Here is a 23,507-nt window from a genome sequence, read left to right on the forward strand (position 1 = left end):
GCCTGTGTTGTTTAGGGCTTTTTCAGCACCGCGCTCCGATTCTCATCCGCGTTGATCGCCCCTTCCAGCTTCTCGAGAGTGGCATAATCCCCGGCTGCAAGCTCCAACTTCTTCAGCCGGTAGTCGCGGTGGTAGACCACCTCACCGCTTTTTACCTCTACGCTGCTGTCATAGGTAGCGAAGTCCGTCTCCAGGTGCACCGGCTCGGGGACTTCATCCACGGAATAGCCAGCCGGCAGCTTCACGGTGAAGGTATCCTTGCGCTCTTCAAGCCCGCTGAACTCAATTGGAAGCGCTCGCGGTGCGTCGCCAATCGCCATGGCATCGCTACCCAGCACACGCGGGCGCAACAGGAGGAAGTTTCCCGCCTGCCGCGCATATCCCGGTACCGAGACTCCATACTCCACGGCAAAAGGCTTCTCCAGTGTCCGGACATCGCCTGTCTTCTGCGATGTCACATCGAACTCGGGGAAGTCGCTGCGCAGCGACTTCTCAAGGCTCTCCCGTGTCTCCTTCTGATCATGCATCGTGTAGAGACGGCGCATGCCTGAAGCCAGAGACCCGAAGCGCTCCACCTTCACATCGCCTTTCAGCGATCCATCTGTGCCCAGCTCGAACTCGGCCGTCCGCTCCGTCGTGCTCGTCTCCGGACCGAGCACCGGCAGCGTCACCGCCTCGGTCCCCGCACCGGCCATCAGGATACCGACGCCGCCCTGCAGATATGCCGGGATGAGCCCCGCCGGAACATACTCATTCGTCGGATCAAAGATCAGATAGCGCTGCCCGTTCTTCGCCGTGACCACCGCCTTCATCCGCGGATTCTCGTAGCCTTTGGGAATCTCGATGGCCGCAATCATGTGGTTGCCGATCAGTGACGGCGTCTCCGCATCGACCACGCCGCGCTCCGTATCCACCATCACCCACGTGCCGCGCACGCCTACGGCATTCAGCATGGCCAGCAACAGCGTGGCCTTGTCCTTACAGTCGCCGTAGCGGTTGCGATAGGTATCCGTCGCCGCATGCGGAATGTAGCCACCGACGCCGATCTCAATCCCTACATAGCGAATCTGCTGCTGGAGAAAGGTCGATACCTTGTCTACCCGGTCGAGAAAGTCGGCATCCGGTGAAACCAGCTGGCGGCTCTCGGTAGCGATCTCTGACGGCGCCTCAGTCTTCGGCTCCGCAAGCGGCAGATACCAATCTCCGATCCGCGACCAGAGCGCGGGACCGTCGGGCAACGGTGAAGCCGCATAGTGCAGCGTCATCCGCCCCATCAATGACTCGTCAGACGGTGCGAGAGGAATATCGTCCAGATGAATCCCCGGCACATCCCGCACCTCCCAGCGCCAGTGGTTCGGCGCCACCTCTGTCGGAGCTACCGAGGGATGCCGGCACCACAGCGCGCGATACTGCCATCCCGCCGGCAGATCTGCCTCGAAGACCGACCGTACCTGCGGAATTTCGCCCTGAAACTCCCAGTCGGTCTCCCCGGAATAGAGCGGCTCTTCCACTGTCGACTCCCACGCCACGACACCGCCGGGATCTGCACCCGGCACCTCCGCGGTACGGAAACGGACGTCGTCGTAAAGAATCCCCCACTCCTCCGAACCGGCTTCGACGATCTGGTTATCCTTGACCTTGAACGGATGACCATCCGGCGAAATACTCCACACATGAAAGCTCAGCAGCTTGCGATCGCTGCGCATATACGCAATCGGCCGCGCATACTCACGGCCCTGCGGCCGCACGATCCGCACCACCATGCGCGTTCTCAGCCGTATCTTGCCGGCTGCGTCCACCTCCAGCAGCCGGTCTTCGAGCAGCACGACCGCCTTCGCATTGCCTGCTGGCGACTTTTCCGCGGCAGCCGCCGTCACCCAGTCCGGCACCGCGTCAGAAGCCCACGCCTTCCCACCACACGCCAGAGCAGTGAGCCCCAGCAACGCGCATCCTGCCAGCTTCATTCCCGTACGCGACAGCATCAGAGGCTCTTTCCGTCCGTCTTTGCCGGTGCGCCTGCTGCCGGTGCGGTGCCGGTTCCCGTCACCGCCGCACCCGGCGTCAGTACCATCTGCGTCTGATCCACCGCAGCCGTCTTCTGGAAGAATTCCCTGAGCTGCGGATATTCCTCCGCCTTGTACAGGATCGTTCCTACCCGTATCAGGCGTCCGTACGCAAAGGTATTTCCCTTCAGCGCAAATTTCACGGTGTAATCCGCGTTCGGCATAAAAGGAATGGTCGCGGCCTGCGGCAAACTCTCCAGCTTCATTCCATCGGGCAGGGTCACGTGCACCTCGTCATGCACCGTCGAGGGATACCGCAGATCGATCGGGTTCTCGCGTTTCGATGCCGCCAGCAATGCCTTCTGCCCTGCCGAGAAGAAGGTTGCAGGCAGCAACACATGCTTTCCGGTTGAGGTTCCCATCGCACCCGATACGTTGAACTGCACCAGCAGCATCTTCGTCGGATCGTCCTCTGAAACAAAGTGGTCGACCTTCACATGGACGCCCGGCGGCAGTTCCGAATCGAACTCATCTGCCAGCTCCTTCTTGACGTCGTCTTCATCCCTGCGCAGCAGCGCCTGCCGCCAGCGAAGCGCCTCCACGCCGGTCATCGTCACGCGCACCATCCCGCTCACATTGCCGGTGGCGTCCAGTTGCAGCTGCGCGTAACGATCCGTTTCCGTGTCCTTGTAGGTCAGCGACGGCGTATTCGCCATCGCGGTGCCGTTGTCTGTCTGCCGTATACCGCCCGCCCAGGCATGAATCCACTTCAGCTTGCCGAACTCCGCATACCGCTCACCCGGATCGAGGAACACATCCTTGCCGGCGATGTTCACGATGGCGATCTCATCCTCCATCTGGCTCCAGTCCAGGTAATTCACCATCATGATGCTTTCGTTGCGGTCGGTCACTGCCATCACATATGCCTTCAGGCCCGCGGCGCGGCACATAGCCACATAGAGCCTCGTCAGCTGGATCGCCGTGCCCCGCTTCTGCTCCCACAGATCGTCGGCATTCTTCACCCGCAGACCTGCGGCCTTGTCCTCCTCGGACAGGCGATCGCGGGTAAAACTGGTGTTCTCCAGCTTCATCACAGCCGCATACAGCTTCTCTGCCTTCACTTCCTCGCTGTCCCCGGGAGAGACGATCTGCCCTACCGCTTCCTTCAACTTCGCTGTCGGAGAAGCAAACCGCTCCACATCCTTCGACCAGTACTTGCCTTCCTGCTTCCAGAACTCCTCCGGCGTCCGCCAGGGCGAGTAATAGAAAATCACCCGGTAGGAGAAGCTATGCATCGGCGGCATATACTCTTCGTCCGGGATCGCGGGGATATTCGCCATCACCAAGTCATAGCCATCGATCTGCTTCTGCATATCCGTTCCTGCGGGCAGCACGCGTATGTAGAGCAGCCCGTTCGTCGGCTCCTGGTGGCCGAACTGGTCTGTATGAAGGATGGTGTTGGTCGTTGCTGTCGGCCGGAAGTGATAGTGCGCCTTCAGCACATACACCGGCTGCTGGATATACCACTCCGGCGAGCTGAATGAGTTGTCGTCATAGCGTACGGTCCAGCGGTACTCGAGAATGCTCCCGACCTGCACATCCGGCAGGCTGAAGACCTTCCGCATGAATTTGTATTCCGCAGTCTTCACTACCAGCTTGTCCATCGGCTTGCCGGTAAACGGGATCACCGTGCCATCCGGGTGGATGGTACGCCCCTCGATATTGGTGATCTGGTATTGCCGTCTCTCGTAGGGGATCTCGATATCGCTGAACATGTCCTTCCCTTTTTCGTTCAGGATCTTGATCCGCGCATACATGGTGTGAATGTGCATATCGTCCTGCACCGTCTCCTCGCGGAACAGATACACCGCCGGCGCATTCGGGTCTGCGGCCAGCGACGTCATCTTCAGTTCTTCGGGAGTCGGCTGCTGCCAGTCAGAGGCGTGAGCAACAAAAGGCAGGCTAAGCAGGCAAAGGGCGGCAAAGGAACGAACGATCGACGGCAAGACGGGTCTCCAAGGCAATCACGATCAAAAAAATGCATAAAAAGTGCTCCATCTGCGCAAATAACCTGCGCAGATGTTTCTTCTATGCGGGGGAAAGTGCCCTATTGTCACCGGCTGAATTGTTAAAAGACAAGCGCTTTCCCACGTCCCGGAAGAAATTTAATTCTTCTTCGAAACGAAGGGATTTTCTCCCCTTTTGCTATAGCTCAGCCCTGTGAGCGCGCAGACGCTCTTCTTTTTGCGCTGGATGAAATCGTATACATCCATGCGCTCCGGCGTTTATAGTGAGGGCTCTTGCCACTACCACTCCAGGAAGGATTGCCATGCCTGTTGTTAGTCGTCGTGATGTCCTGCTGTCCGGCCTTGCTTTCTCTGCCACCTCCGCACTTTCCTCACGCGCCTGGGCTCGCGCCCAGTCCGCTCTCGATGCCATTGCCGACCAGGCTCCTTCGGCACTTGCCCCGCGCGAGAAGCTCCTCTTCGATTTCGGCTGGCGCTTCGATCTCGGTAACGGCTGCGTGCCTGCAAAGGACCTCGACTTCGGCCAGGATCAGGGCGACTTTGCCAAGACCGGCGACTTTAAGTTCTCCACCAAGCATTTCGACGACTCCAAATGGCGCTCTCTCAACCTGCCCCACGATTGGGCCGTCGAGCTGCCGTTCGTCTGGGACGACGATCAGAAATCCCATGGCTACAAACCGCTTGGACGCCGCTACCCTGAGAACAGCGTGGGCTGGTATCGCCGCGCGTTCGACGTTCCCGCCTCCGACCAGGGGCGCCGCATCCGCGTCGAGTTCGATGGTGCCTTCCGCTCCGCGCTGATCTTCGTGAACGGCTGTTTTATCGGCCGCAATGACAACGGCTACGCGCCTTTCGGCTTCGACATCACCGACTTCCTGCATTTTGGCGAGAAGAACTACATCGTCGTCCGCATGGACGCCAGCTTCGGCGACGGCTGGTTCTACGAGGGTGCCGGACTCTACCGCCACGTCTGGCTGGTGAAGCACGACACGCTCCATCTTGGCCAGCACGAGAGCTACGTCCGCACCGAAGTCGCAGGCAAAACCGCCACGCTCGCGCTCGGCACCGTCGTCGAGAACATCGGCGACAAGGTTGAAACCTCCCGCGTCCGCTGGGAGATTCAGGATGCCTCCGGCAAGACCGTCGCGACTGCCGAATCCGCGCCGCAGTCCGTCGAAGTCGACGGCAAAACGAGCTTCACGGCGACCGCGAAGTTCGCCAACCCCGAGCTCTGGTCGCCGGAAACGCCGACACTTTACTCCGCGATCGTCACCGTTGAAGCCGGTGGCAAGGCGCGCGATGCCGAGCGCGTTCCCTTTGGTGTGCGCACAATCAAATTCGACGTCGACAAGGGCTTCTTCCTCAACGGCCAGTCGGTCAAGATCAAGGGCACCTGCAACCATCAGGACCATGCCGGCGTGGGCGCCGCGCTGCCCGATCGCCTGCAGTACTTCCGCATCGGCGTGCTCAAGGAGATGGGCTCGAACGGCGTGCGCACCTCGCACAACATGCCGACACCGGAGTGGGTGGAAGCCTGCGACCGCATGGGCATGATGATGATGTGCGAGACGCGCCAGATGAGCTCGAATGCGGAGGGCATGGCTCAGCTCGAAACGATGATCAAGCGCTATCGCAACTCGCCGTCCATCGTCATCTGGTCGATGGGCAACGAGGAGTGGTACCTGCAGAGGGATGTCGTCGGCGAGCATGTGATGGCGGCGATGGTCCGTCGTACGCACGAGCTCGACCCCACGCGCCAGTGCACCGCGGCTGTAAACGGCAGCTATGGCACCGGCATCTCGAAGATCCTCGATGTCGAAGGCTTCAACTACAACCTCAAGAGCCCGGACGAATACCATAAAGCTCATCCCACGCAGCCCTGCATCGGCTCGGAGACGGCCAGCGCCATCTCTACGCGCGGCGAATACTTCACCGACAAGCAGCGCAACGTGATGAGCGCCTACGACACCAACCAGCCCGGCTGGGGTGAGACCGCCGAAGAGTGGTGGAAGTTCTACGGCACCCGCGAGTGGATGGCCGGCGGCTTCGCCTGGACCGGCTTTGACTACCGCGGCGAACCCACACCTTATGGCTGGCCTTCGATCAGCTCGCAGTTCGGCATCGTCGATACCTGCGGCTACCCCAAGGACACCTACTTCTACTACAAGGCATGGTGGGGTAAGGACCCCATCCTGCACCTCTTCCCGCACTGGAATTTCGAGGGCAAGGAAGGGGTCGAGATTCCGGTCTGGGTCCACTCGAACCTCGACTCCGTCGAGCTGTTTGTGAATGGCGAGAGCCAGGGCTCGAAGACGATCGAACATCTCGGTCACGCGGAATGGAAGGTGAAGTACGCGCCCGGCGTCATCGAAGCCCGTGGTACGAAAGACGGCAAGGTTGTCCTGACCGAAAAGCGCGAGACCGTCGGCAAGCCAACAACGCTCAAGCTCTCGGCCGAGCGCACCACCATCGACGCCGACGGCGAAGACATTGCTATCCTGCGCGCCGAGGTACTCGACGATCAGGGCCGCCACGTGCCCACCGCGAACTTCCAACTGGAATTCAAGGTGACCGGCGCGGGCAAGCTCCTCGGCGTCGGCAACGGCGACCCCAACTGCCTCGAATCGGATAAGGAACCGAAGCGCAGCCTCTACAACGGCCTCGCCCAGATCATCCTGCAATCGACAAAGACTCCGGGACAGATCACCATCGAAGCCAAATCTACAGACGAGCAGATCAAGCCTGCGGCAGCCACCCTCAGCATCACCACGCAGCAGGCGACACTACGGCCTGCCGTGCCCGAAACCTCCGAAGACTATAAACCGGAGAAAAACGACTAGCCGCAAGCATGTGCGCCGCTCTGCCTGTTCCATGCCGGCAGAGCGGCTTTTTCATGCTCCGAGGCTATACTTGGCACGGGAGTCTCGTCTGAAGACGTATGCCCAATCAAACGGTAACGCGCGCCGTCGAATCGGATCTTGAGCCTGTCGTGATTTACAACGTTCTCGCCAAGGTCCACAACATTCCCCAGTGGGCACCGGTTTTCGCCGACACCATTGAGCGCATTGACGATACGCACTACAAAGTCACAAAGGACGGCACGCGCTTCCACCTGACGCTTTTCCTGCATCCGGCGGCAGGCACCGTGGATTACATCCGGGAGATGGCGGAGAACAGGCGCGGAGGCGCTTACCTCCGGGTCGTGCCTCGTCCACTCGGCGGCAGTACAATCACGATGACCGTGCCTGTTGTACCCGGTGCCGACGAATCCGACGTGGCTAAGACTATTGAGCAGGAGCTCAGCGCGTTGATTCATCTCGCACGCCGATAATTGGTTCGCCGTTCTGTGAGTTGTCGCTCATGCACTCATCAAAACAAATGATTGCTACTCATAAGGCGATCTCACAGAAGCAATCTGGTGCCGGTAAGCGTTTTGGTGACTTAGAGTCGACGGCTTTCGATTGTCGCGACCGCCGTGGAGCCGCGTCTTGTAATGCCCCGATCCCTGAGTCGGCATAGATTGGGCCCAGAAGCACATCTATCCTCAATCGCGACCGAAGGGAGCGAAGGTCGAAGGCGAAGGCGCCCTGCGCGAAGCAGCTTGGCTGAACATGCGCCCGCGACGCATCATATAAGGCATGACTGCCAGTCCTGCACGGCTTGAGCCGCGCTGGCCCGCCATGCTTGCCCTGCTTGCTGTCGGCGGCCTTCGTCTTGCACTGCCTGAATCGCTCTCCGCCGGCCCGGCCTGGCTGCTGATTGTCGTGACCGCGGCCCTCTTCATTCCCGCGGCCTGGGCCCGCTATCGCCACCACGACCTGCTCAACCAGATTCTCGGCTACGTCGTCAGCTCGATCGTCACCCTGGATATGATCTGGTCGCTCGGCCTGCTGGTCGCCGCCCTGCCCACGCATAAGCAGTCGCCGCAAGATCTGCTCCGCTCGGCCGCCGCGCTGTGGATCGCGAACATCCTCGTCTTCGCCTCCTGGTACTGGAGGCTCGACGCCGGCGGCCCACGCGCCCGCGAACTCCGCGGCGTCCACACCGACGGAGCCTTTCTTTTCCCGCAGATGACCCTTGACCTGCGGGCCAAGCGCGAGATGGGCGAACAATGCTGGAGCCCCGGCTTCGTCGACTATCTTTTTTTAGCCTTTAATACCTCGACGGCCTTTTCCCCGACCGACTGCCCCGTCCTCTCCCGCTGGGCCAAGGTCCTGATGATGATCCAGGCTCTGATCTCCTTTGCGACGGTGGCGCTGCTGGCGGCACGGGCGGTCAATATCCTGTAACCAACTTTTTCTTGTAAATCCAAGCGACCGCAGTGCCTGTTTTCGAGTCAGAAGATGCATGAGCACTCCGACGCATTTCGACGACATCATCATCGGCGCAGGCCAGGCTGGCCCCTCCCTCGCCGGACGCCTCACTCAGGCCGGACGCCGCGTCGCCATGATCGAGCGAAAGCTCTTCGGCGGAACCTGCGTCAATACCGGATGCACCCCCACCAAAACCCTCATCGCCAGCGCTTACGCCGCCCATATGGTCCGCCGGGCCCATGAATACGGCGTCGATTTCGATGCTCCCGTCCGCATCGATTTCAAGACTTTAATGGCCCGCAAGAACAAAGTCGTCAAGAACTCACGGCATGGCGTCGAGGACTGGCTCCGCAATATGAAAGGTTGCACCGTCTATGACGGGCACGCCCGCTTTCTCTCGCCCAATGATCTTCAGGTTGGCACACAACACCTCTCCGCCGAACGGTTCTTCCTGAATGTCGGCGGACGCGCCGTCATCCCGAACTTCCCCGGCATCCGGGAGATCACCCCGCTCACGAACGTAAGCCTGCTCGAGCTGACGGAGCTGCCCGAGCACCTGGTCATCGTCGGCGGCAGCTATGTGGGCATCGAGTTCGCGCAGATGTTCCGCCGCTTTGGCAGCCAGGTCACCATCGTCGAAAAGGCCCCGCGTCTCGTTTCCCACGAAGACGAGGACGTCTCGGCCGCCATCCTCGATATTCTCGAGAAAGAAGGCATCGAAGTCCGCCTCAATGCCGAGTGCATCCATTTCCAGAAGCGTCCCCATGGAGCCGCTGTCGGACTCACCTGCACCGAAGGGCATCCCGAAGTCGAAGGCACGCATGTGCTGCTTGCCATGGGCCGGCGTCCGAACACCGACGACCTCGACCTCGCCAAAGCCGGCGTAAAGGCCGACGAGCACGGCTACGTCCTGGTCGATGACTCGCTCCAGACCTCGCAGCCGCACATCTGGGCCATGGGCGACTGCAACGGCAAAGGCGCCTTCACCCACACCGCCTACAACGACTTCGAAATCGTCGCCGCCAATTTATTGGATAAAGATCCGCGCAAGGTCAGCGACCGCCTGCCCTGCTATGCGCTCTACACCGATCCGCCACTCGGCCGCGCCGGAATGACCGAGGCAGAGGTCCGTAAGTCCGGCCGCAAGGCCCTTATTGGTACCCGCCTCATGACCAAGGTGAGCCGCGCTCTCGAAAAAGGCGAGTCCCAAGGCTTTATGAAGATCCTGGTCGATGCGGAAACAAAGCAGATTCTCGGAGCTTCCATTCTCGGAGTCGGCGGCGACGAGGCTATCCATTCCATCCTCGCCACCATGTATGCGAAGCAGCCTTACACCACCATGCAGCGCGCCGTATACATCCATCCAACCGTTTCAGAACTGATACCGACCATGCTCGGCAACCTTGAACCGCTCAAGTAGCCATCGCAAAGCAAAAGGCCGTCGCTTTTACCAGCGACGGCCTTTTGCGGAACCTGCAAAAAATCTCAAACCATCGTCAGCATGAGTGGAATCGCGATCCCCGCCAAAAACAGCGCCGCCAGCAGAACTGGATTTCTCTCGTACACCCACGTCATATAAAGGCCGGTCAGCGTCGAAAGCATGAGCCCGACCGAGATCACCAGGAAGAATATCTGCATCGGCAGGCGATGATGTGTCCGCATCCCCTCTGATGTCGAAGCGAGCCCAGTCTGTTTTGCTTCTGTATTCGAACTGCCCGCAGGCGCTTTTCGCTGCGGTACGTTGATCGTCTGCTTCTTATGCAACTGGGCGAGCACCTGAGCCCAGTGCGGCGGGCGGTAATCGCTGCCCCGCGTCGTCTCATGCAGCGAAAATGTCTGCAGCGCCCCGGTAAATGCAAAGAACAATAGCGCAGGCGCACAAAAAACGCCCAGGTAAAGATGAATCTTGCGAAACAGGATCAGGAATGTCCGGCGGCCGTACATCGTCGGGCGGCTTCTCCAGTCGTCAGGTATGACGCCGCACGCTCATGGCCGCGCCGCAGTCACTCACTATGACAATAAAGCCACGCGCCGCGTCTGCACGTTAAAACCGAGCTCCCGCGCCACACCCAGAATCTTCTCGAATTCCAGGCTGATCTTCGCTCCCGCCTTCTGCGTTACCTCATCTTCAATCGGCAGATCAAAGTCATCCGCACCATACTTCAGTCCCTCCAGCGCCCGCTCGTTCTGCGTCAGCACCGAGGTACGGATGCGCGGGAAATTATCGAGGTAAATCCGGCTCAGTGCCAGATGCCGCAGATATTCGCTGGTGGAAATCTCGATGCCGCCGATCTGGGTGAAGTACGGCTTGAAGGTCCAGCAGAGGAAGCTCGCCAGCCCTGCATTCGACTTCAACTGCTCGTCCTGAAAGGCCCGCGTGCGCTCCAGGTGCTCCAGCCGCTCGTCGAGTGTTTCATCAAAGCCGATCACCATCGTCGCCGTCGAGCCGAGCCCTGCCGCCAGGATCGCAGCCTGTGCTTCGAAATATTGCTTCACCGTGTACTTGAACTTGCTGTGCCGCCGCCGGAACTCCTCGGTGAGGATCTCCGAACCACCACCGGTAATCCAGCGCACGCCCGCAGCTTTGAAGCGCTGCGCCGCTGCTGCGTAGTCGATCTTTGCGTGATCCGCGAGATACATGAATTCCGCGATGGTCAACGCATAGAACTCGATCGCATCGCCATAGCGTGCGCGTACCGCTGCGAAGAGATCGCAATAGTAATCGAGCGGCAGGTGCGGATTGAAGCCGCCATTGAAGGCGGCGAGATCGCCGCCCAGAGCCACAAGCTCGTCCAGCTTTGCGAAGACCTGCTCCTGCGTCAGGACGTAGCCATCCGGCTGGCCCGGCAGGCGATAGAACGCACAGTAATCGCACTGCGCCACGCACACATTCGTGTAGTTCACGATACGCATCAGCATGTATGTCGCCTGATCCGGCACATGAAAACGCGCCCGCACCGTGCTCGCCAGATCGCATAGTTCGGCGTCGCTCGCGTTCTGCCACAGCCATCGCGCCTCATCGGTCGAGATGCGCTCGCCCGACGCTACCTTCGTCCGCAGGTCCTGCATGTTCAGGGTCAGTGTTGCCACGCTTTTATTCTAAACTTCCCGTAACGCGCATCAGCTCGTCAGCCGGTCGCGCGATATCGGCAACATCTGCCACATGACCGCTTCATGCAGGGCTTCGACTCCCAGATTCATCCGCAGGCCCAACTCCGGCGCAACATCGCCCGCATAGTAAAAGCGGATGGTCACCGCAACCTCGTCGTTCACCAGCACCTCCACCACCGAACCGTCCACATACATTGCCAGCTCGATCGCACCGGCAGTCCCCAGCGGCAGAAGCGCATCGTTGACGTGCAGCACGTGCGGATTCGCAGCATCGAATCCCACCGTGACCACATCTCTCCCGTTCGTCATAGCCAGAGACACAGACCAGGCTGCATCGCGGCGCAAACGGCATCGCACCTCTCCACAGCAGCCTGTCAGCTTCATTCCCGCCAGCTTCCGGAGCATCTCACGCGCGCCTTTGCCCGCCTTCAGCTGCTGCTTCGCGCCGCGCAACGTTTCTACGGATGGAGCCATGCGCATCCCCAGCCCGCCGTCTTCACGCAACGTCAGCACGCGCGGCAGAGACATCATGCCCGCCCAGCCTGCTGCGCTGAATTCGGCCTCCGGTCTCTGCTCCTGAATCCATCCCCATAGAATGCGATGGCCGTCGCGATCGAGCTGCGTCTTCGGCGCGTAAAAGGCGCCGTAATCCAGTACTCCGTGCGTCTCCGGATGGAAGAGCCACGCCTTCCGGTCCAGTTCGCCGACCTGCCACCATGACTTGCCCTGGCTGGAATAGATCAGCACATGCCTGTCTCCCAGCGCGAAGAACTCCGGACACTCCCACATGTCGCCGGAATCCACCGGGTTCACTGCCGCGACGCCGCTCCCCAAACCGCCGTACAGCTCGTGCAGATACTCCCAGTGGATTAGGTCTTCGGAACGATAGAGCAGGATGGCTCCGCCCTTGCCGCGCACGCCCGAGCCCACCACCATGTACCAGCCGTCGTCCCCGTGCCATGGAGAAGGATCACGGAAGCCCGACACATCCATCCCCGCAGGAGGCGTGGCGATCACCGGCTCGGCTACCTTGGTCCAGCGCGTCAGATTCGGATCCTCGGCCCAGGCCAGCAGCTGTGTCTCGCGATAGCTGTTCTTTCCATCGCGAATCGTCGCCTCAGACTCTGGTACATGCCGCACGCCGGTATAGATGGCGCCTACACGATCGCCATCGATCACCGCAGTTCCCGAGAAGCATCCGTCTGCATCCGGACCGCCGGGCGTCGGTGCCAGCGCTACCGGCAATTGCTGCCAGTGCACCATATCCGGACTCACCGCGTGCGCCCAGTGCATGTCGCCCCAGATGGCCGCGTGCGGGTTGTACTGGCAGAACATGTGATATTCGCCCTTCCAGTACACCGGCGCATTCGGATCGTTCATCCAGTTTGCCGCCGGCAGAAAGTGGTACTGCGGCCGGAGGGGATCGTCTGCCCACCGCACCCGCAATCCGTACCCCAACTTTGTGCCCAGCATGGCTGTGCCTGCGGCCATGCCTGCCAGCCCCATAAACTTCCGTCGATTCATTTCTGCCGCTTCTTCCGCACAGCCTTCGGGGCCGGCCCGGTAGAGCTGCGAATCACGAGCGTCGGTACCACCCAGTACTGTTTCCCTTTCTGGGTGACATCGCGCCCAGCCTCAAGCGCCGTCATGTAGCGCTGAGCCAGCTCCAGGCGCGAGATCCGCAGGGTCGTGAGGGGAGGCGACACGATGTCGCAATACTCAATATCATCGCAGCCCACCAGCGAGATCTCCTCCGGCACACGTACTCCACGCCGATGCAACTCTCGCAGCACCCCGATCGCAGTCAAGTCGTTGGCCGTCAGGATCGCCGTCGGCCTCCGCTTGATCTGGAGCAGGCTCTCCGCGGCGGCCACACCGCCGCTGATACGGTAATCCCCGGTCAGCAGCAGTTCCTCATGCACTGCGAGTCCCGCGCCCTGCATGGCCGCCACGAAGGAATCCCGGCGCACATTGGAGGTAGTGATGCCCTCATTTCCGCCGACAAACCCGATCTCGCGATGCCCCAGCCCGTGCAAATAGCGCACCGCTTCGGCCATTCCCTGCGCAAAGCCGATGGCCACATCGCTGACACCTACCGCCGTCTTCTGAAGGTCAGCCGTCACCACGGGCACACGGTTATGCACCAGCGCAGCCAGGCTGTCCCGCTCTTCTTCGGAGGAGAGAAAGGCCACCCCATCCACGCGCCGCACCAGCATCCTCCGAATCGACTGCTGGATTCTTGCAGTATGGAAGTCTGTCGTCGCCAGAAGCAGCTCCAGGTTGCGTTCCAGGAGAATCGCCTCAAAATTACGTACGAAATCCGGATAAAAAGGGTTGGTGATATCCGGCAGAATGACCCCGTAGGTGCCGCTCCGGCCATATTTCATGGTGATGGCGCTGGTGTTCGGAAAATAGCGCTGCTCCCGGATGACCTGACGCACCCGTTCCGCTGTCTCCTCCCGCACCGCCGTCGAACCGTTGATCACCCGCGAGACCGTCGCGCTTGAAACCCCGGCCAGCTGCGCAATCGTCCGCATACTCTGCGCATCCGCATTCCATCCCCCCGGCGGAGCCGAACGCTTAGCACTTTTCTTTTGCCGCTCTTTCCCGTGCTTACGAACCACTTGCAAACTCCCTTCCGGACACTTCATTCAAAAATGCTTCCATGGTGAAGCACATTCCGGGCTTCGCCCACTCTCGGGCCAGCACCGTACAGTAGTCAAGGTTCTTCGCATGACGCAGCCTGTTCCCAAGCCTCAGCCACACCAGACAACAGGACAGGAGCCGGAATCGAACCCATTCCAACGCCGTCTTTCTATGTACTTTTAAAGACGCAAAATACATCTCAAGCAGACAAGAGCACTTCTCGTTACCATGGGATGAGAGCATCCATGTCTGTCCTCGATCCTCGTCTTCGCACCTCGGCCGCCATCGCCGGATCGCGCCGCGACTTCCTCCGCTCGGCTGTCGGCCTCGGCGCGGCAAGCGCGCTGCTCGGCTTCTCTCCACTGAAAGCCGCAACCCTGCCGCTGAACCACAAAGCGGTTGTCGTCACCTTTGGCGGAGGCGCACGCGATGAAGAGACCTTTGCGCCCGAAGGACAGGAGAACATTCCCAACCTCCTGCACAAGCTCTTCCCGCAGGCTACGCTCTACACGCAGGTGGTGAATCACGGCATCCTCGGCCACTATGTGGCGACGGCCAGCCTCGCGACCGGGGTCTACGAGACATTCGACAACTTCGCCGCCGTCTCGCCGGACAACCCCACTGTCTTCGAGTACTTCCGCCGCGACCTCCACCGCCCAGCCTCCGACGCCTGGGTGGTCGCGCCCAGCAATGGCTTCAACCGCATCGGCGAAAGCGACAACCGCCGATACGGGCAGGGGCTCGGCGCCGGTGTCATCCTGCCCAAGAACCTGCTCAAGGCCGCCATGCCCGGCCACGGACTCGGCCAGTACGACCACCTGCTGCGCGACAACTACGAAGACCCGTACTTCACACCCGCGCTCGCCGGCAACGAGGTCGAACTCAGGCAGCTCGACTCCATCCTCAAGCTGTCGATCGACGACTTCACCCGCCACGCGCTCACGCTCTCCAGCCCCGACGAGCTTTCGGTCTACATCGCCAAACAGCTCATGCGCCAGCTTGCGCCCAGCCTGCTCTGGATCACGCTACACGACATCGACATCGCGCACTCCGGCACCTATTCGCTCTACGTCGACGGCATCCGCCGCTCCGACCGCCTTTGCGCCGAGATCTGGCAGAGCATCCAGAGCGAGCCCGAGTACGCGAATCGCACCACGATGTTTATTCTGCCGGACTTTGGCCGCGACTCGGACTACGACGCCGCCGGTAACGGCTTCCAGCACCATCGCACCGGCGATCCGCTCTCCCGCACGACCTGGCTCATGGCCCTCGGCCCCGGCATCCGCCAGGGCGTGGTCATCGATCACCCCGTCGACTCACTCGACCTCGTGCCCACGCTCGGCTCCCTGCTGCGCTTCGATACCCCGCTCGCCAAGGGCCGTCCGCTCACGGAGGTGCTGTAGTGCTCCCCTCCCAGCTGACTGCTCGCAGCTTTGATTCCTATCCGCCGAAGGCCCGGGCTCTCGCCGTTGCCAACCTCGCGCTCATTCAGCAATTGCCTATCGCTTTTGCCGGACTGCTGCTGCGCGAGATGCACTCCTATGACTGGCGCTTCCCTGCCGAGCAGCGGACGGTCGAGAATCAGTTTGCTTTTCTGGCCTCGGAGACACCGCAGCAGCGCGAAACTCTTCTGCGCGGCTTCGCCTCCCTCTCGCTCCCGGCGAATCTCATCGCCATGGACTGGGTCGCCACCCCACAGCCTTTCCTGGATGGCCTGACCACGCATCTCTGGGCCAGCCATCAGCACGACGGCTTCCGCGACGCCGCAGCTGCCTACGCCGAAGCCTGGACGACAGCGCGTCCGGACCCGATGCCAGCCATCCCCCGTCTGGCCATCGTCGTTCTCAATCCTGATCTGCGCGCCGACAATACGCAGCTCTTCCGCAAGCTGCGGCCACACGGTGTCTATTTCTCCAATGTCGATGGCACAAATGGCTGGCCATCCGTCATCAGCCTGGTCAACGAACGAGCGCAGAAGTCGCCAGAACCATGGCAGCACTGGTACATCGAAGGCGGCGCCTTCGATCCCGCACTCTCACCGCATCTCGCCGCCATCGGCTATGACGATGCCGCCTCTACCCGCGCCGCCATCCTGCACCGCATGCAGGAGATCATCGGCAGCGGTCACGGCGGTCCCGAAGAGCTGCGCACCCGCATGGCGGAAACAACTCCAGCCGATCTCGGCCTGCCGTCGGGCGATCAGGAAACCCTTTCGCGCTTCAAGGTCAGCGTTCTCGGCGAAGGCTCCGGCACGCAGATCTTTTCGACCACCTTCGTCCAGTGGAGCGCCCGCGAAGCACTGCGCCGCGCCCAGCCGGCAACGCTGCTGCTGCGCTATACTCCGCGTCAGCGCCAGCTGCCGATGAACGAGATGCTCTCCGGCGCCTCATCGCATCCCGAACCCGATCCGGCAGGCTCCGTAGTCGACGCCGACATGGGCGCCTTCTACACCTGGATCAACCAGCAGCGGCTCACCGGCGCATCGCAGTCGTCGTTCCTCGCCTGGAGCCAGGTACACAACGCAGCGGTGGCCATCAGCCCCACGCTGCCCCGCGCTACCGAGTCGGCAGGCAGCATCACCGTGGACAAGCTGCTGCAGCAACTCGGCTGAAGCGCTCTTCCTACCCCTGCATTGTCATCCCGACCGGAGCGTAGCGAAGTGGAGGGACCTGCGGTTTGCCTGTTTGCTGCAGGAAGCCTGCAGCGGGAGTAGAAAAACGCAGCTCTCTCCGCTGCGCGAGACGATAAAACTGTCTCGCTCCGGTCGAGATGACAATCGTCTGGAGAAGGAAAACACCAAATGCTGAATAGGGCGGATGCGGCCTACCCGTACAGCGGCTCTGAGGTCACCTCGGCCTCCAGCCGATCGATGATCGCCGCGATCTGCCGCGACATGCGCACCAGCGCATGCTCGCGCACCGACAGAGCCGCCGACTCATCCACCTTCGAAGTATCGATCATCGCTTCGAGCCGCGGATGCTCCGCATGTCCGCATGCCTGCCCCTTAGCCTGCCGATCGAGACAGTCGGCGATGTGCGACAGTGTCTCGCCACACACCCGGTGAAAACGGGTCTCCAGTTCCAGGAACTCCGGCGAAACGCCGTGAGGATCGCCGAAGACCCGGAACTGCAGCAGGGGCACCTCGTGCAGATAGAACGTTCTCAGCTGCGCCTGCCAGCGGCGGATGCGGTCTCTGGCCGCCAGGTGCGCCGCGCGCTTCGGCCCGGTTTCAAAAGGAACCGCGTCGGACTGCGCGTTCACATCGGCGAACAGGCGATAGACCTGATCCCGCTGCCTCCGGATGCGTACCATCTCGTCGGGCTGCTTGGGGCCTGGCTTCACCTCCGCGAGCTCCGCCATCAGGCGTAGGTTGCGTATGAAGATGCGCACCATCTCGTCGGCCGCGGCCTTCGGGTAAAGCCGCTCGAAGACCACCCACATCGCCGTGGTTCCCAGCAATACGCCAATCGAGCGGTCCCGCGCCTGGGTCAGCGATGTCTGGATCGTGAAGTCGCCCAGGTTGATCAGGTAGAACGCCAGGGCGATCTGGATGCCCGCATAGGAAAGCCGCGAGCTCGAGGTCGAGACCCACGCAGCGATGAAGGTGATCGAAACAAAGAACAAGGTGAAGCCGCCGATGGTGTCCACGTAGGGCAGGATGAAAATCTGCCCGCCCAGCGCAAAAACGAATCCGCCCAGCAGCGCCCCGCCGATGCGCAACACCTGCTTCTGCCGCGACGCGCCAATATTGGTCAGCGCCGTCAGCACACAGGTCGTCACCGAAGTTGCCAGTGCCGGCCATGCCAGGCTTACGTACAGCACGTAGCACAGCATCGCGGCCAGCGTGCCGCCCATCGCATAGCGCACGTACTCCCGGTTCGAAAACGCGTCGGAGACAAAGATGCCGCGGCGCTCCGGCTCTCCCTCCTGAATCGCAAGCTGAGGGTCGAGCGTCGCCTCGCTATCGTAGGCGGTCGGAATCAGCGCCATCATGGATTCCAGTTCGGAGAAGAGCGGAAAATTGTCCGCTTCCCGGCTCGTCTCCGGCTGCCATGGCGCAGGAATCCGGCTCTCTATCACGCACTTGCGCATTTCAGCCACATGCGAGGCCAGGGCCGCGGCACGCCGCATCTGCTGTTCGCTCAGCGGAGGATGAGAATACACCATGGCTGCCGCAAAATCGGTCCCGCGCCCGACCAGTGACACCACCGTGCTCATGCGCATCCGCATCATGCCGTCATAGCTGCCGCGTATGATGTGACGCCGCAACGATCCCATGCCGACAAGCGCATACTGCGTCAGCGTTCGTTCTGTCTCCTTGGAAACCGGGCTTCCACCGGCGAAACTCCGGAGCAGCTTTTCGACCGCCGTCAGCCGCGCCTTGAGTCCTGCGGTCACCTCGTCTTCCGTCTTCATGGCATGGAAGGCTGCCTCGACCGCGAGCGTCACCACCGCGCCGATGGCTGCCGCCAGCACCTGCCACAGCGTCAGCTCCACGTTGTGTTCTGTCGGCCCGGGCAGATACCAGATGCCCAGCACGCTTGTCACCACCAGGCTCAAACCCACGGCCACCGCATAATCGCTCAGGGCGCGCAGCAGGAAGAAGATGAGGAAGATGCTGATGCCTTCCCACAGGAAATGCGTCATCGGCTCGGATGCGAACATGCGCGCCCCAACCGGCACGAAGATGACCGTCAGGGCGCAGGCAACCATCATCGAAAGCGCCGATTGCGCCGTGGCCCGCAGATTTTCGCGCGAGAGCGTAAAGGCGAACAGCGCGCCGATCGCACCTCCAGGAACCCGGAAGGTCTGTACCAGGATCATCGAGATCGTTGCGGCGATGACCATGCGCGCCACGATCGCCCCGCGCCCCGGATACGGAGCCAGCTCCGCACGCAGGAAGTCCGGGAACCACTGCACAAATCTTGGTTTGTGCGGAAGCTGCAGCGCAGTTGCCATCAGCGGCCCCCAGCCAGCTCCGCATGCTCCTCGCCCTGGTCGCCCCGGATCACCACCACAGCCGATTCACCCAGCCGGAAAAGATCGTTCGGTCCGGCCTCGATTCGCACCCGCACCGGAAAGCGTGAAGCCAGGTGAACCCAGTTGAGCGTACGCTGCACATCGGGCAACCCCGCCGGGGAGAGCTTGCCCACCAGGTCCGCATCCGGCGTCACGCCATAGCCCACGCTGTCCACCACGCCCTTGAAACGCACATTCGGGCGCGAGAGCACATACACCTCGGCTGTCATCCCCTTCTGGATGTGCCGGAGCTGCGTCTCACGGAAGTTGGCGACCACCCACCACACGCGCGTATCGATCAGCGTGAAGACCTGCGTCCCGGCCTTGGCATACGCGCCTTCCGAGATGGTCAGATTCGTCACACGCGCATCGAACGGCGCCACCACATGGCAATTGTCGTAGTCATACTGCGCGTTGTTGATGGCCGCCTGCTTGCCCTCGATCTGTCCTTCGAGCGGCTCAAGCGTGGTCACATTATGTGCTGCCTGCTGTACCTGTTGATTGCTTTCGATCGTCGCCGCCGAAGCCGCGTCGTACTGCGCATGCGAAGCAGTCAAACCCGCCTGGGCCAACGCCAGCTGCGCACGCGCCTGGGAGGCCGCCTGCTCCCTTGTCTTCACCAGCGTGCGCTGCTCGTCCACCTGGTCCACGGTCACATATTGTTTGGCCAGCAGCGGCTCGATGCGGTGCAGGTTGTTCGTCGCATAGGCGAGCTCGGCATCTGCCCGCTGCACCGCGGCCTTCGCATTCTCCACATCCGCAGTCGCCTGCTGGATCGCTGCCGCCGACCGCAGCTGGCTGGCCTGTGCGCTCTGCGCTCCTGCACGCGCCACGTCCACGCCGCTCACCTTGCCGGCAATGATCCGTTTTTCATCGGAGATCTCGCCCTGCAGCGCGGTGAGATTACTCTTCGCGTTTGCCAGCGCGTAGGAATACGGCCGGTCGTCGATATCGAAGAGCGGCTGCCCGGCCTTCACCAGCTGGTTGTCCTGCACATAGAGGTGCGTCACCGGTCCATTCACCAGCGGAGCCATGCCGATGAAGTTCGCAAACACCTCTGCGTCGTCGGTGCGCGGGTTTTGCGTCAGCTGCCGTACTGCCACCAGCCCGGCAACGGCCGTGCACACGAGAATCGCGGCACTCAGTATCTGCCCTGCGCGATTGCGCTGTCCTGTTGTCGATGCCGCCTCGTCCATGCTTCCTCGCTAGTTAAAGAACAACAGCCACAGCAGCAGCGCCACCAGCACTGCCAGGCTTGGATAGGTCAGAATTCCCCACTGGATCAGCCGCTGCTTGCCCAGCCGCGTCAGCAGCGCATACACCAGTCCCGCCACGATCGTTCCTATCGTCAGGCACACCAGCCATGACGGAAAGAACGATCCCATGATGTTGAACGATGGCGCGCGCCCGCAGCCGGCAACAAACACTGCCGCTCCCAGGCTTGCCATCGCCGCCGCCCGTCTTCTTTCTCGCTGCACGGATCCTCTTTCCTTTCCCGACCGCATCCTTTACGGCGTTCCCTTCGCCGGAGTCACGGAGACCAGGTCCCCGGTCCGGAAGGCCAGGTTGGCTACCTGCAGCAGCACCTGCGCCCGCGCCGACACATCTTCGCTCCGCGCCTGCGCCAATGCCTTCTGCGCCTGTACCACGTCCAGCAGGTTCCTCACCCCGTATCCGTAGCTCTCCCGCGCCGCATCATAGCTCTGCCCGGATGCGGCCAGCAGCGCGGCAGCAGCCTGCTGCTGCCGGAGTGCGGTCTTCATATTCGTATATGCGGTCCAGACTTCGTCGGAAATCTGGTCCCGCAGCGCACCAATCTCGGCTTCGGCCTCATGCTTCTCCGCATGTGCCGCCGCCAGCTCGTGCTCCCGGCGCGTACCGTCGAAGAGCGTCCACTTCAGCTGCAGAGTGACATTCCAGTACTCACCCTGCGCATACTCTCCCGGATAGGAATCGAACTGCCCGTAACCCCGCGCCAGGCCACCGTCGCCGGTAAAGCTCATGCTGGGCAGAAAGGCCGAGTGCGCCTGCTTGAGCGACGCATCCGCCGCCCGCAGCCGTGTCACCTGCTCCAGCAGCTCGGGCCGCTGCGCAAAGGCGCGGTCGATCTCCACATCCACTGAATCGGCCATCTCTTTCGGCGTAGCCAGATCCTGAATCTCCTGCACCTTGATCGCTGTATCGGCGGGCAGCCCCATCGACGTCGCCAGATCCCCGGCTGCAATCGCCTCGGCGCCGACCGCGGCCTGCAGGTCATACTCGGCCTGGGCCTGTGCCGCCGTCGCTTCAAGCACATCCGGCTTGGTCGCCAGGCCATGATCGAGGCGTGCCTGCGCATCGTCTTCGACCGCCTGCGCGTTCTTCAGACTGATCTCCGCTGCCTCGCGCAGTCCACGGGCATTGAGCAGCCGATAGTAAGCCGAGGAAACCGCAAAGATCAGCTTTCGATGTGTGTCATTGAACTTGAGGTTTGCCGCCAGGACGCTGGCCTTGGCCGCGTCAATCGCCCCGCCGCGTTCGCCGAAATCAAAGACCAGGTAATCCACGTGCAATACCGGGATAAACAAGCCTTCGGTCTGCCGTCCCCAGTTTGCGCCGGTCAGCGCGGCCTCCCGCAGAGACTCCGCGATCACCACCGCGGTCAGCGTCGGAAACAGTGCGCTGCGCGCAATTCCCAGGTCTGCGGCCCGGACCTTGGCTGCTTCCCATGCCGCCCGTGTCTCCGGATTGTGCTGCTGCGCGAGGTCTACCAGCTCGGCCAGGGTATAGGCCCTATCTGAATCTATGGCATAGGGCGTCTCAGGATGCCCTGCCAGCTGCCGTCCGAGGCTCTCCTCCGCCTGCGAGTGCCATGGCTTATCCGCTGAAGCGGGCGCACTCTGAGCCCATGCCAGGTTGATGCCTGCACCGACAACTGCAGCCAATCCAAGGACCGGATATCGAGCCAGATACCGCTTGCGCATGATCTTTCCGTATATCGCCGCGACCATAGCGGGTTCAGGCCCCGCGGGGGACGAAAGATGTGGGTACCGCGAATGGGAATTCACGGCTTAAACCCAGTGTATACCGCACTTGCCTCGATAACCGGCACTCCGGAATTGCCTCCTTCCACGTCTTCCCATGGCAAAAATCCCTGCCGATACCATATCCTCCGGCATGGAAAACACCCCTGCTACCACTCCCCACCACACCCTCACCAGCCGGCCAACCTGCCGATGCGTAGTCCATCGCTCTACCGGCCTATCGGCAGCAGCTCAAAGCCTCATCCCTAATAAAAAGCATTTCTGCGCCATACCGCTCCGGGCTTTCCACTGCGCAGCATCTGCAATCCAGACAAGGATTTATTTCCCGGATCATTTTGCCTGAGCAGCCGCTTCGCTGCACTGAAACTTTTGCTCTTTTCCCCTTACTCCCACCTTTGTCGCATTTCTCTACTCGCTCATTCTTGAGAAGATAGATAGGATCATCCTGCCGAAGTCAGCATCGCTTATCGTGCCCTTCGGTCCGGCTTGCGAGGCTATGTGCTCCTGAGACCACCGTCACCGGCTCCGCTGATACTCCTCGTTTCCCATATTCCGGCCTATCGTGCACTCGCCGCCGGGCTGCTTACCGGCGTTGCCGTCATCGCTCTGCTCTGTTTCTATCTCTGGCTTCGCGAACGGCAGACGCGCGCGCACGCCGTCCATCTGGAAGCCCAGCTTGACCAGCGAACCGCAGCCCTCGAAGAAGAGCGCCGCAAGCTCGCCAGCACCCGTGATGCGCTCATCGAACAGGCCAGCCGCGATCCTCTCACCGGCCTGCTCAATTACGGCTCTGCTCACGATGTCCTGGTGCGCGAACTCTCCCGCGCAGGCCGCGAGGCAACCTCACTCACCACGATCCTGGTGGAAATCGATGAGCTACAGGAGTTTATCGACCATCGCGGGCACATGGCCGCCGACGAAATCCTGCGCGAAACCGCCCATCGTCTCGCCGCCTCCATCCGTGTCTACGACACGGTGAGCCGCTTCGGCATCCACGAATTCCTTATCCTGATGCCCCAGTTCGACGGCTTCCGCGACCCACACCGCATCCAGGCTGTCCACGATGCTCTCTGCCTCGATCCTGTCTGGCTTCCCGGCGGCTCGACCCCTGTCAGCTGCAGCTTTGGCGTCGCCGTTCTCAACGGGGAATCCGGCGTAACCGCCGAAGAGCTTCTTCTACAGGCAGATAAGGCATTGCAGAAGGCCAAGTACAGCGGCCGCAACCGCATCGAGTACGAGGTTTACCACCCATAAGGCATTTATTATCAATGTTTTAAATATCAAGCTAAAATTCTTCTGCATTGCAGCTAACTAATTAACTAGTTGCCGCGTCGAATTCAGTACAGGGCAATTCACCGCCCGGAG

At 61.4% G+C, this 23,507-nt stretch carries 17 protein-coding genes; 7 read left to right on the forward strand and 10 right to left on the reverse strand.

The annotated features are described in order from the left end of the window. Positions 1–11: 11 nt before the first annotated feature. The gene (locus tag ESZ00_RS02260) at positions 12–1,982 is read right to left on the reverse strand and encodes a DUF3857 domain-containing protein (RefSeq protein ID WP_129206578.1); all 1,971 of its coding nucleotides are present in this window, start codon (positions 1,980–1,982) and stop codon (positions 12–14) included. Continuing rightward, positions 1,982–4,009, reverse strand: coding sequence for a transglutaminase family protein (locus ESZ00_RS02265; RefSeq protein WP_129206579.1), 2,028 nt, complete (start codon positions 4,007–4,009; stop codon positions 1,982–1,984). Before ESZ00_RS02265 ends, ESZ00_RS02260 begins: the two co-directional genes overlap by 1 nt. A gap of 323 nt (positions 4,010–4,332) precedes the next feature. Between ESZ00_RS02265 and galA the strand changes: the two genes are divergently transcribed. From galA to ESZ00_RS02285, 4 genes are all read left to right on the forward strand, one after another. Beyond that, entirely contained in the window at positions 4,333–6,870 is a 2,538-nt protein-coding gene (galA, locus tag ESZ00_RS02270; protein ID WP_129206580.1) for a beta-galactosidase GalA, read from the forward strand. A 98-nt stretch (positions 6,871–6,968) separates the two neighbouring features. Further along, entirely contained in the window at positions 6,969–7,361 is a 393-nt protein-coding gene (locus tag ESZ00_RS02275; RefSeq protein ID WP_129206581.1) for a hypothetical protein, read from the forward strand. Between the two features lie 307 nt (positions 7,362–7,668). Beyond that, positions 7,669–8,319, forward strand: coding sequence for a hypothetical protein (locus tag ESZ00_RS02280; protein ID WP_129206582.1), 651 nt, complete (start codon positions 7,669–7,671; stop codon positions 8,317–8,319). Between the two features lie 58 nt (positions 8,320–8,377). Next, positions 8,378–9,763 carry an FAD-containing oxidoreductase gene (locus ESZ00_RS02285; protein ID WP_129206583.1) on the forward strand — a complete coding sequence of 462 codons (1,386 nt, stop codon included), beginning with the start codon at positions 8,378–8,380 and terminating at the stop codon, positions 9,761–9,763. Positions 9,764–9,828: 65 nt separating this feature from the next. On the opposite strand, the gene ESZ00_RS02290 is transcribed toward ESZ00_RS02285, so the two are convergent. From ESZ00_RS02290 to ESZ00_RS02305, 4 genes are all read right to left on the reverse strand, one after another. Beyond that, on the reverse strand, positions 9,829–10,287 hold the full coding sequence (locus tag ESZ00_RS02290; protein WP_129206584.1) for a PepSY domain-containing protein: 459 nt from the start codon (positions 10,285–10,287) through the stop codon (positions 9,829–9,831). A 66-nt stretch (positions 10,288–10,353) separates the two neighbouring features. Next, positions 10,354–11,433: a radical SAM protein gene (locus tag ESZ00_RS02295; protein WP_229740897.1), complete on the reverse strand. Its 1,080-nt coding sequence runs from the start codon at positions 11,431–11,433 to the stop codon at positions 10,354–10,356. 30 nt (positions 11,434–11,463) lie between these two features. Beyond that, positions 11,464–12,978: a glycoside hydrolase family 32 protein gene (locus ESZ00_RS02300; RefSeq protein WP_129206585.1), complete on the reverse strand. Its 1,515-nt coding sequence runs from the start codon at positions 12,976–12,978 to the stop codon at positions 11,464–11,466. Further along, positions 12,975–13,991: a LacI family DNA-binding transcriptional regulator gene (locus ESZ00_RS02305; protein ID WP_164981306.1), complete on the reverse strand. Its 1,017-nt coding sequence runs from the start codon at positions 13,989–13,991 to the stop codon at positions 12,975–12,977. The genes ESZ00_RS02300 and ESZ00_RS02305 overlap by 4 nt, the downstream gene beginning before the upstream one ends. 354 nt (positions 13,992–14,345) lie before the next feature. Here ESZ00_RS02305 and ESZ00_RS02310 point away from each other — a divergent pair, with 354 nt between their 5' ends. Together ESZ00_RS02310 and ESZ00_RS02315 are read left to right on the forward strand one after the other, a co-directional pair. Next, entirely contained in the window at positions 14,346–15,503 is a 1,158-nt protein-coding gene (locus ESZ00_RS02310) for a hypothetical protein (protein WP_229740898.1), read from the forward strand. After that, complete coding sequence (locus tag ESZ00_RS02315) at positions 15,503–16,711, forward strand: hypothetical protein (protein ID WP_129206587.1); 1,209 nt, start codon at positions 15,503–15,505, stop codon at positions 16,709–16,711. Before ESZ00_RS02310 ends, ESZ00_RS02315 begins: the two co-directional genes overlap by 1 nt. Before the next feature lie 212 nt (positions 16,712–16,923). On the opposite strand, the gene ESZ00_RS02320 is transcribed toward ESZ00_RS02315, so the two are convergent. The 4 genes from ESZ00_RS02320 to ESZ00_RS02335 are packed head-to-tail and all read right to left on the reverse strand — an operon-like array spanning position 16,924 to position 22,082. Next, the gene (locus ESZ00_RS02320; RefSeq protein ID WP_129206588.1) at positions 16,924–19,059 is read right to left on the reverse strand and encodes an FUSC family protein; all 2,136 of its coding nucleotides are present in this window, start codon (positions 19,057–19,059) and stop codon (positions 16,924–16,926) included. Next, positions 19,059–20,315, reverse strand: a complete 1,257-nt coding sequence (locus ESZ00_RS02325) for an efflux RND transporter periplasmic adaptor subunit (protein ID WP_129206589.1) — start codon at positions 20,313–20,315, stop codon at positions 19,059–19,061. The genes ESZ00_RS02320 and ESZ00_RS02325 overlap by 1 nt, the downstream gene beginning before the upstream one ends. 9 nt (positions 20,316–20,324) lie before the next feature. Next, positions 20,325–20,567, reverse strand: coding sequence for a YtcA family lipoprotein (locus ESZ00_RS02330; RefSeq protein WP_164981307.1), 243 nt, complete (start codon positions 20,565–20,567; stop codon positions 20,325–20,327). Between the two features lie 60 nt (positions 20,568–20,627). Next, on the reverse strand, positions 20,628–22,082 hold the full coding sequence (locus ESZ00_RS02335) for a TolC family protein (protein WP_129206591.1): 1,455 nt from the start codon (positions 22,080–22,082) through the stop codon (positions 20,628–20,630). A 558-nt stretch (positions 22,083–22,640) separates the two neighbouring features. Here ESZ00_RS02335 and ESZ00_RS02340 point away from each other — a divergent pair. Next, positions 22,641–23,396 carry a GGDEF domain-containing protein gene (locus ESZ00_RS02340; RefSeq protein WP_164981308.1) on the forward strand — a complete coding sequence of 252 codons (756 nt, stop codon included), beginning with the start codon at positions 22,641–22,643 and terminating at the stop codon, positions 23,394–23,396. Positions 23,397–23,507 lie beyond the last annotated feature (111 nt).

The organism is Silvibacterium dinghuense (assembly GCF_004123295.1).
GTDB classification, from domain to species: Bacteria; Acidobacteriota; Terriglobia; order Terriglobales; family Acidobacteriaceae; genus Silvibacterium; species Silvibacterium dinghuense.

Excerpts from the sequence above, each read along its gene's own strand:
- ESZ00_RS02260 (WP_129206578.1), bottom strand. The coding sequence starts at position 1,982 with ATGCTGTCGCGTACGGGAATGAAGCTGGCAGGATGCGCGTTGCTGGGG.
- galA (WP_129206580.1), top strand. The coding sequence starts at position 4,333 with ATGCCTGTTGTTAGTCGTCGTGATGTCCTGCTGTCCGGCCTTGCTTTC.
- ESZ00_RS02275 (WP_129206581.1), top strand. The coding sequence starts at position 6,969 with ATGCCCAATCAAACGGTAACGCGCGCCGTCGAATCGGATCTTGAGCCT.
- ESZ00_RS02280 (WP_129206582.1), top strand. The coding sequence starts at position 7,669 with ATGACTGCCAGTCCTGCACGGCTTGAGCCGCGCTGGCCCGCCATGCTT.
- ESZ00_RS02285 (WP_129206583.1), top strand. The coding sequence starts at position 8,378 with ATGAGCACTCCGACGCATTTCGACGACATCATCATCGGCGCAGGCCAG.
- ESZ00_RS02290 (WP_129206584.1), bottom strand. The coding sequence starts at position 10,287 with ATGTACGGCCGCCGGACATTCCTGATCCTGTTTCGCAAGATTCATCTT.
- ESZ00_RS02300 (WP_129206585.1), bottom strand. The coding sequence starts at position 12,978 with ATGAATCGACGGAAGTTTATGGGGCTGGCAGGCATGGCCGCAGGCACA.
- ESZ00_RS02305 (WP_164981306.1), bottom strand. The coding sequence starts at position 13,991 with ATGCGGACGATTGCGCAGCTGGCCGGGGTTTCAAGCGCGACGGTCTCG.
- ESZ00_RS02310 (WP_229740898.1), top strand. The coding sequence starts at position 14,346 with ATGTCTGTCCTCGATCCTCGTCTTCGCACCTCGGCCGCCATCGCCGGA.
- ESZ00_RS02320 (WP_129206588.1), bottom strand. The coding sequence starts at position 19,059 with ATGGCAACTGCGCTGCAGCTTCCGCACAAACCAAGATTTGTGCAGTGG.
- ESZ00_RS02325 (WP_129206589.1), bottom strand. The coding sequence starts at position 20,315 with ATGGACGAGGCGGCATCGACAACAGGACAGCGCAATCGCGCAGGGCAG.
- ESZ00_RS02330 (WP_164981307.1), bottom strand. The coding sequence starts at position 20,567 with ATGGCAAGCCTGGGAGCGGCAGTGTTTGTTGCCGGCTGCGGGCGCGCG.
- ESZ00_RS02335 (WP_129206591.1), bottom strand. The coding sequence starts at position 22,082 with ATGCGCAAGCGGTATCTGGCTCGATATCCGGTCCTTGGATTGGCTGCA.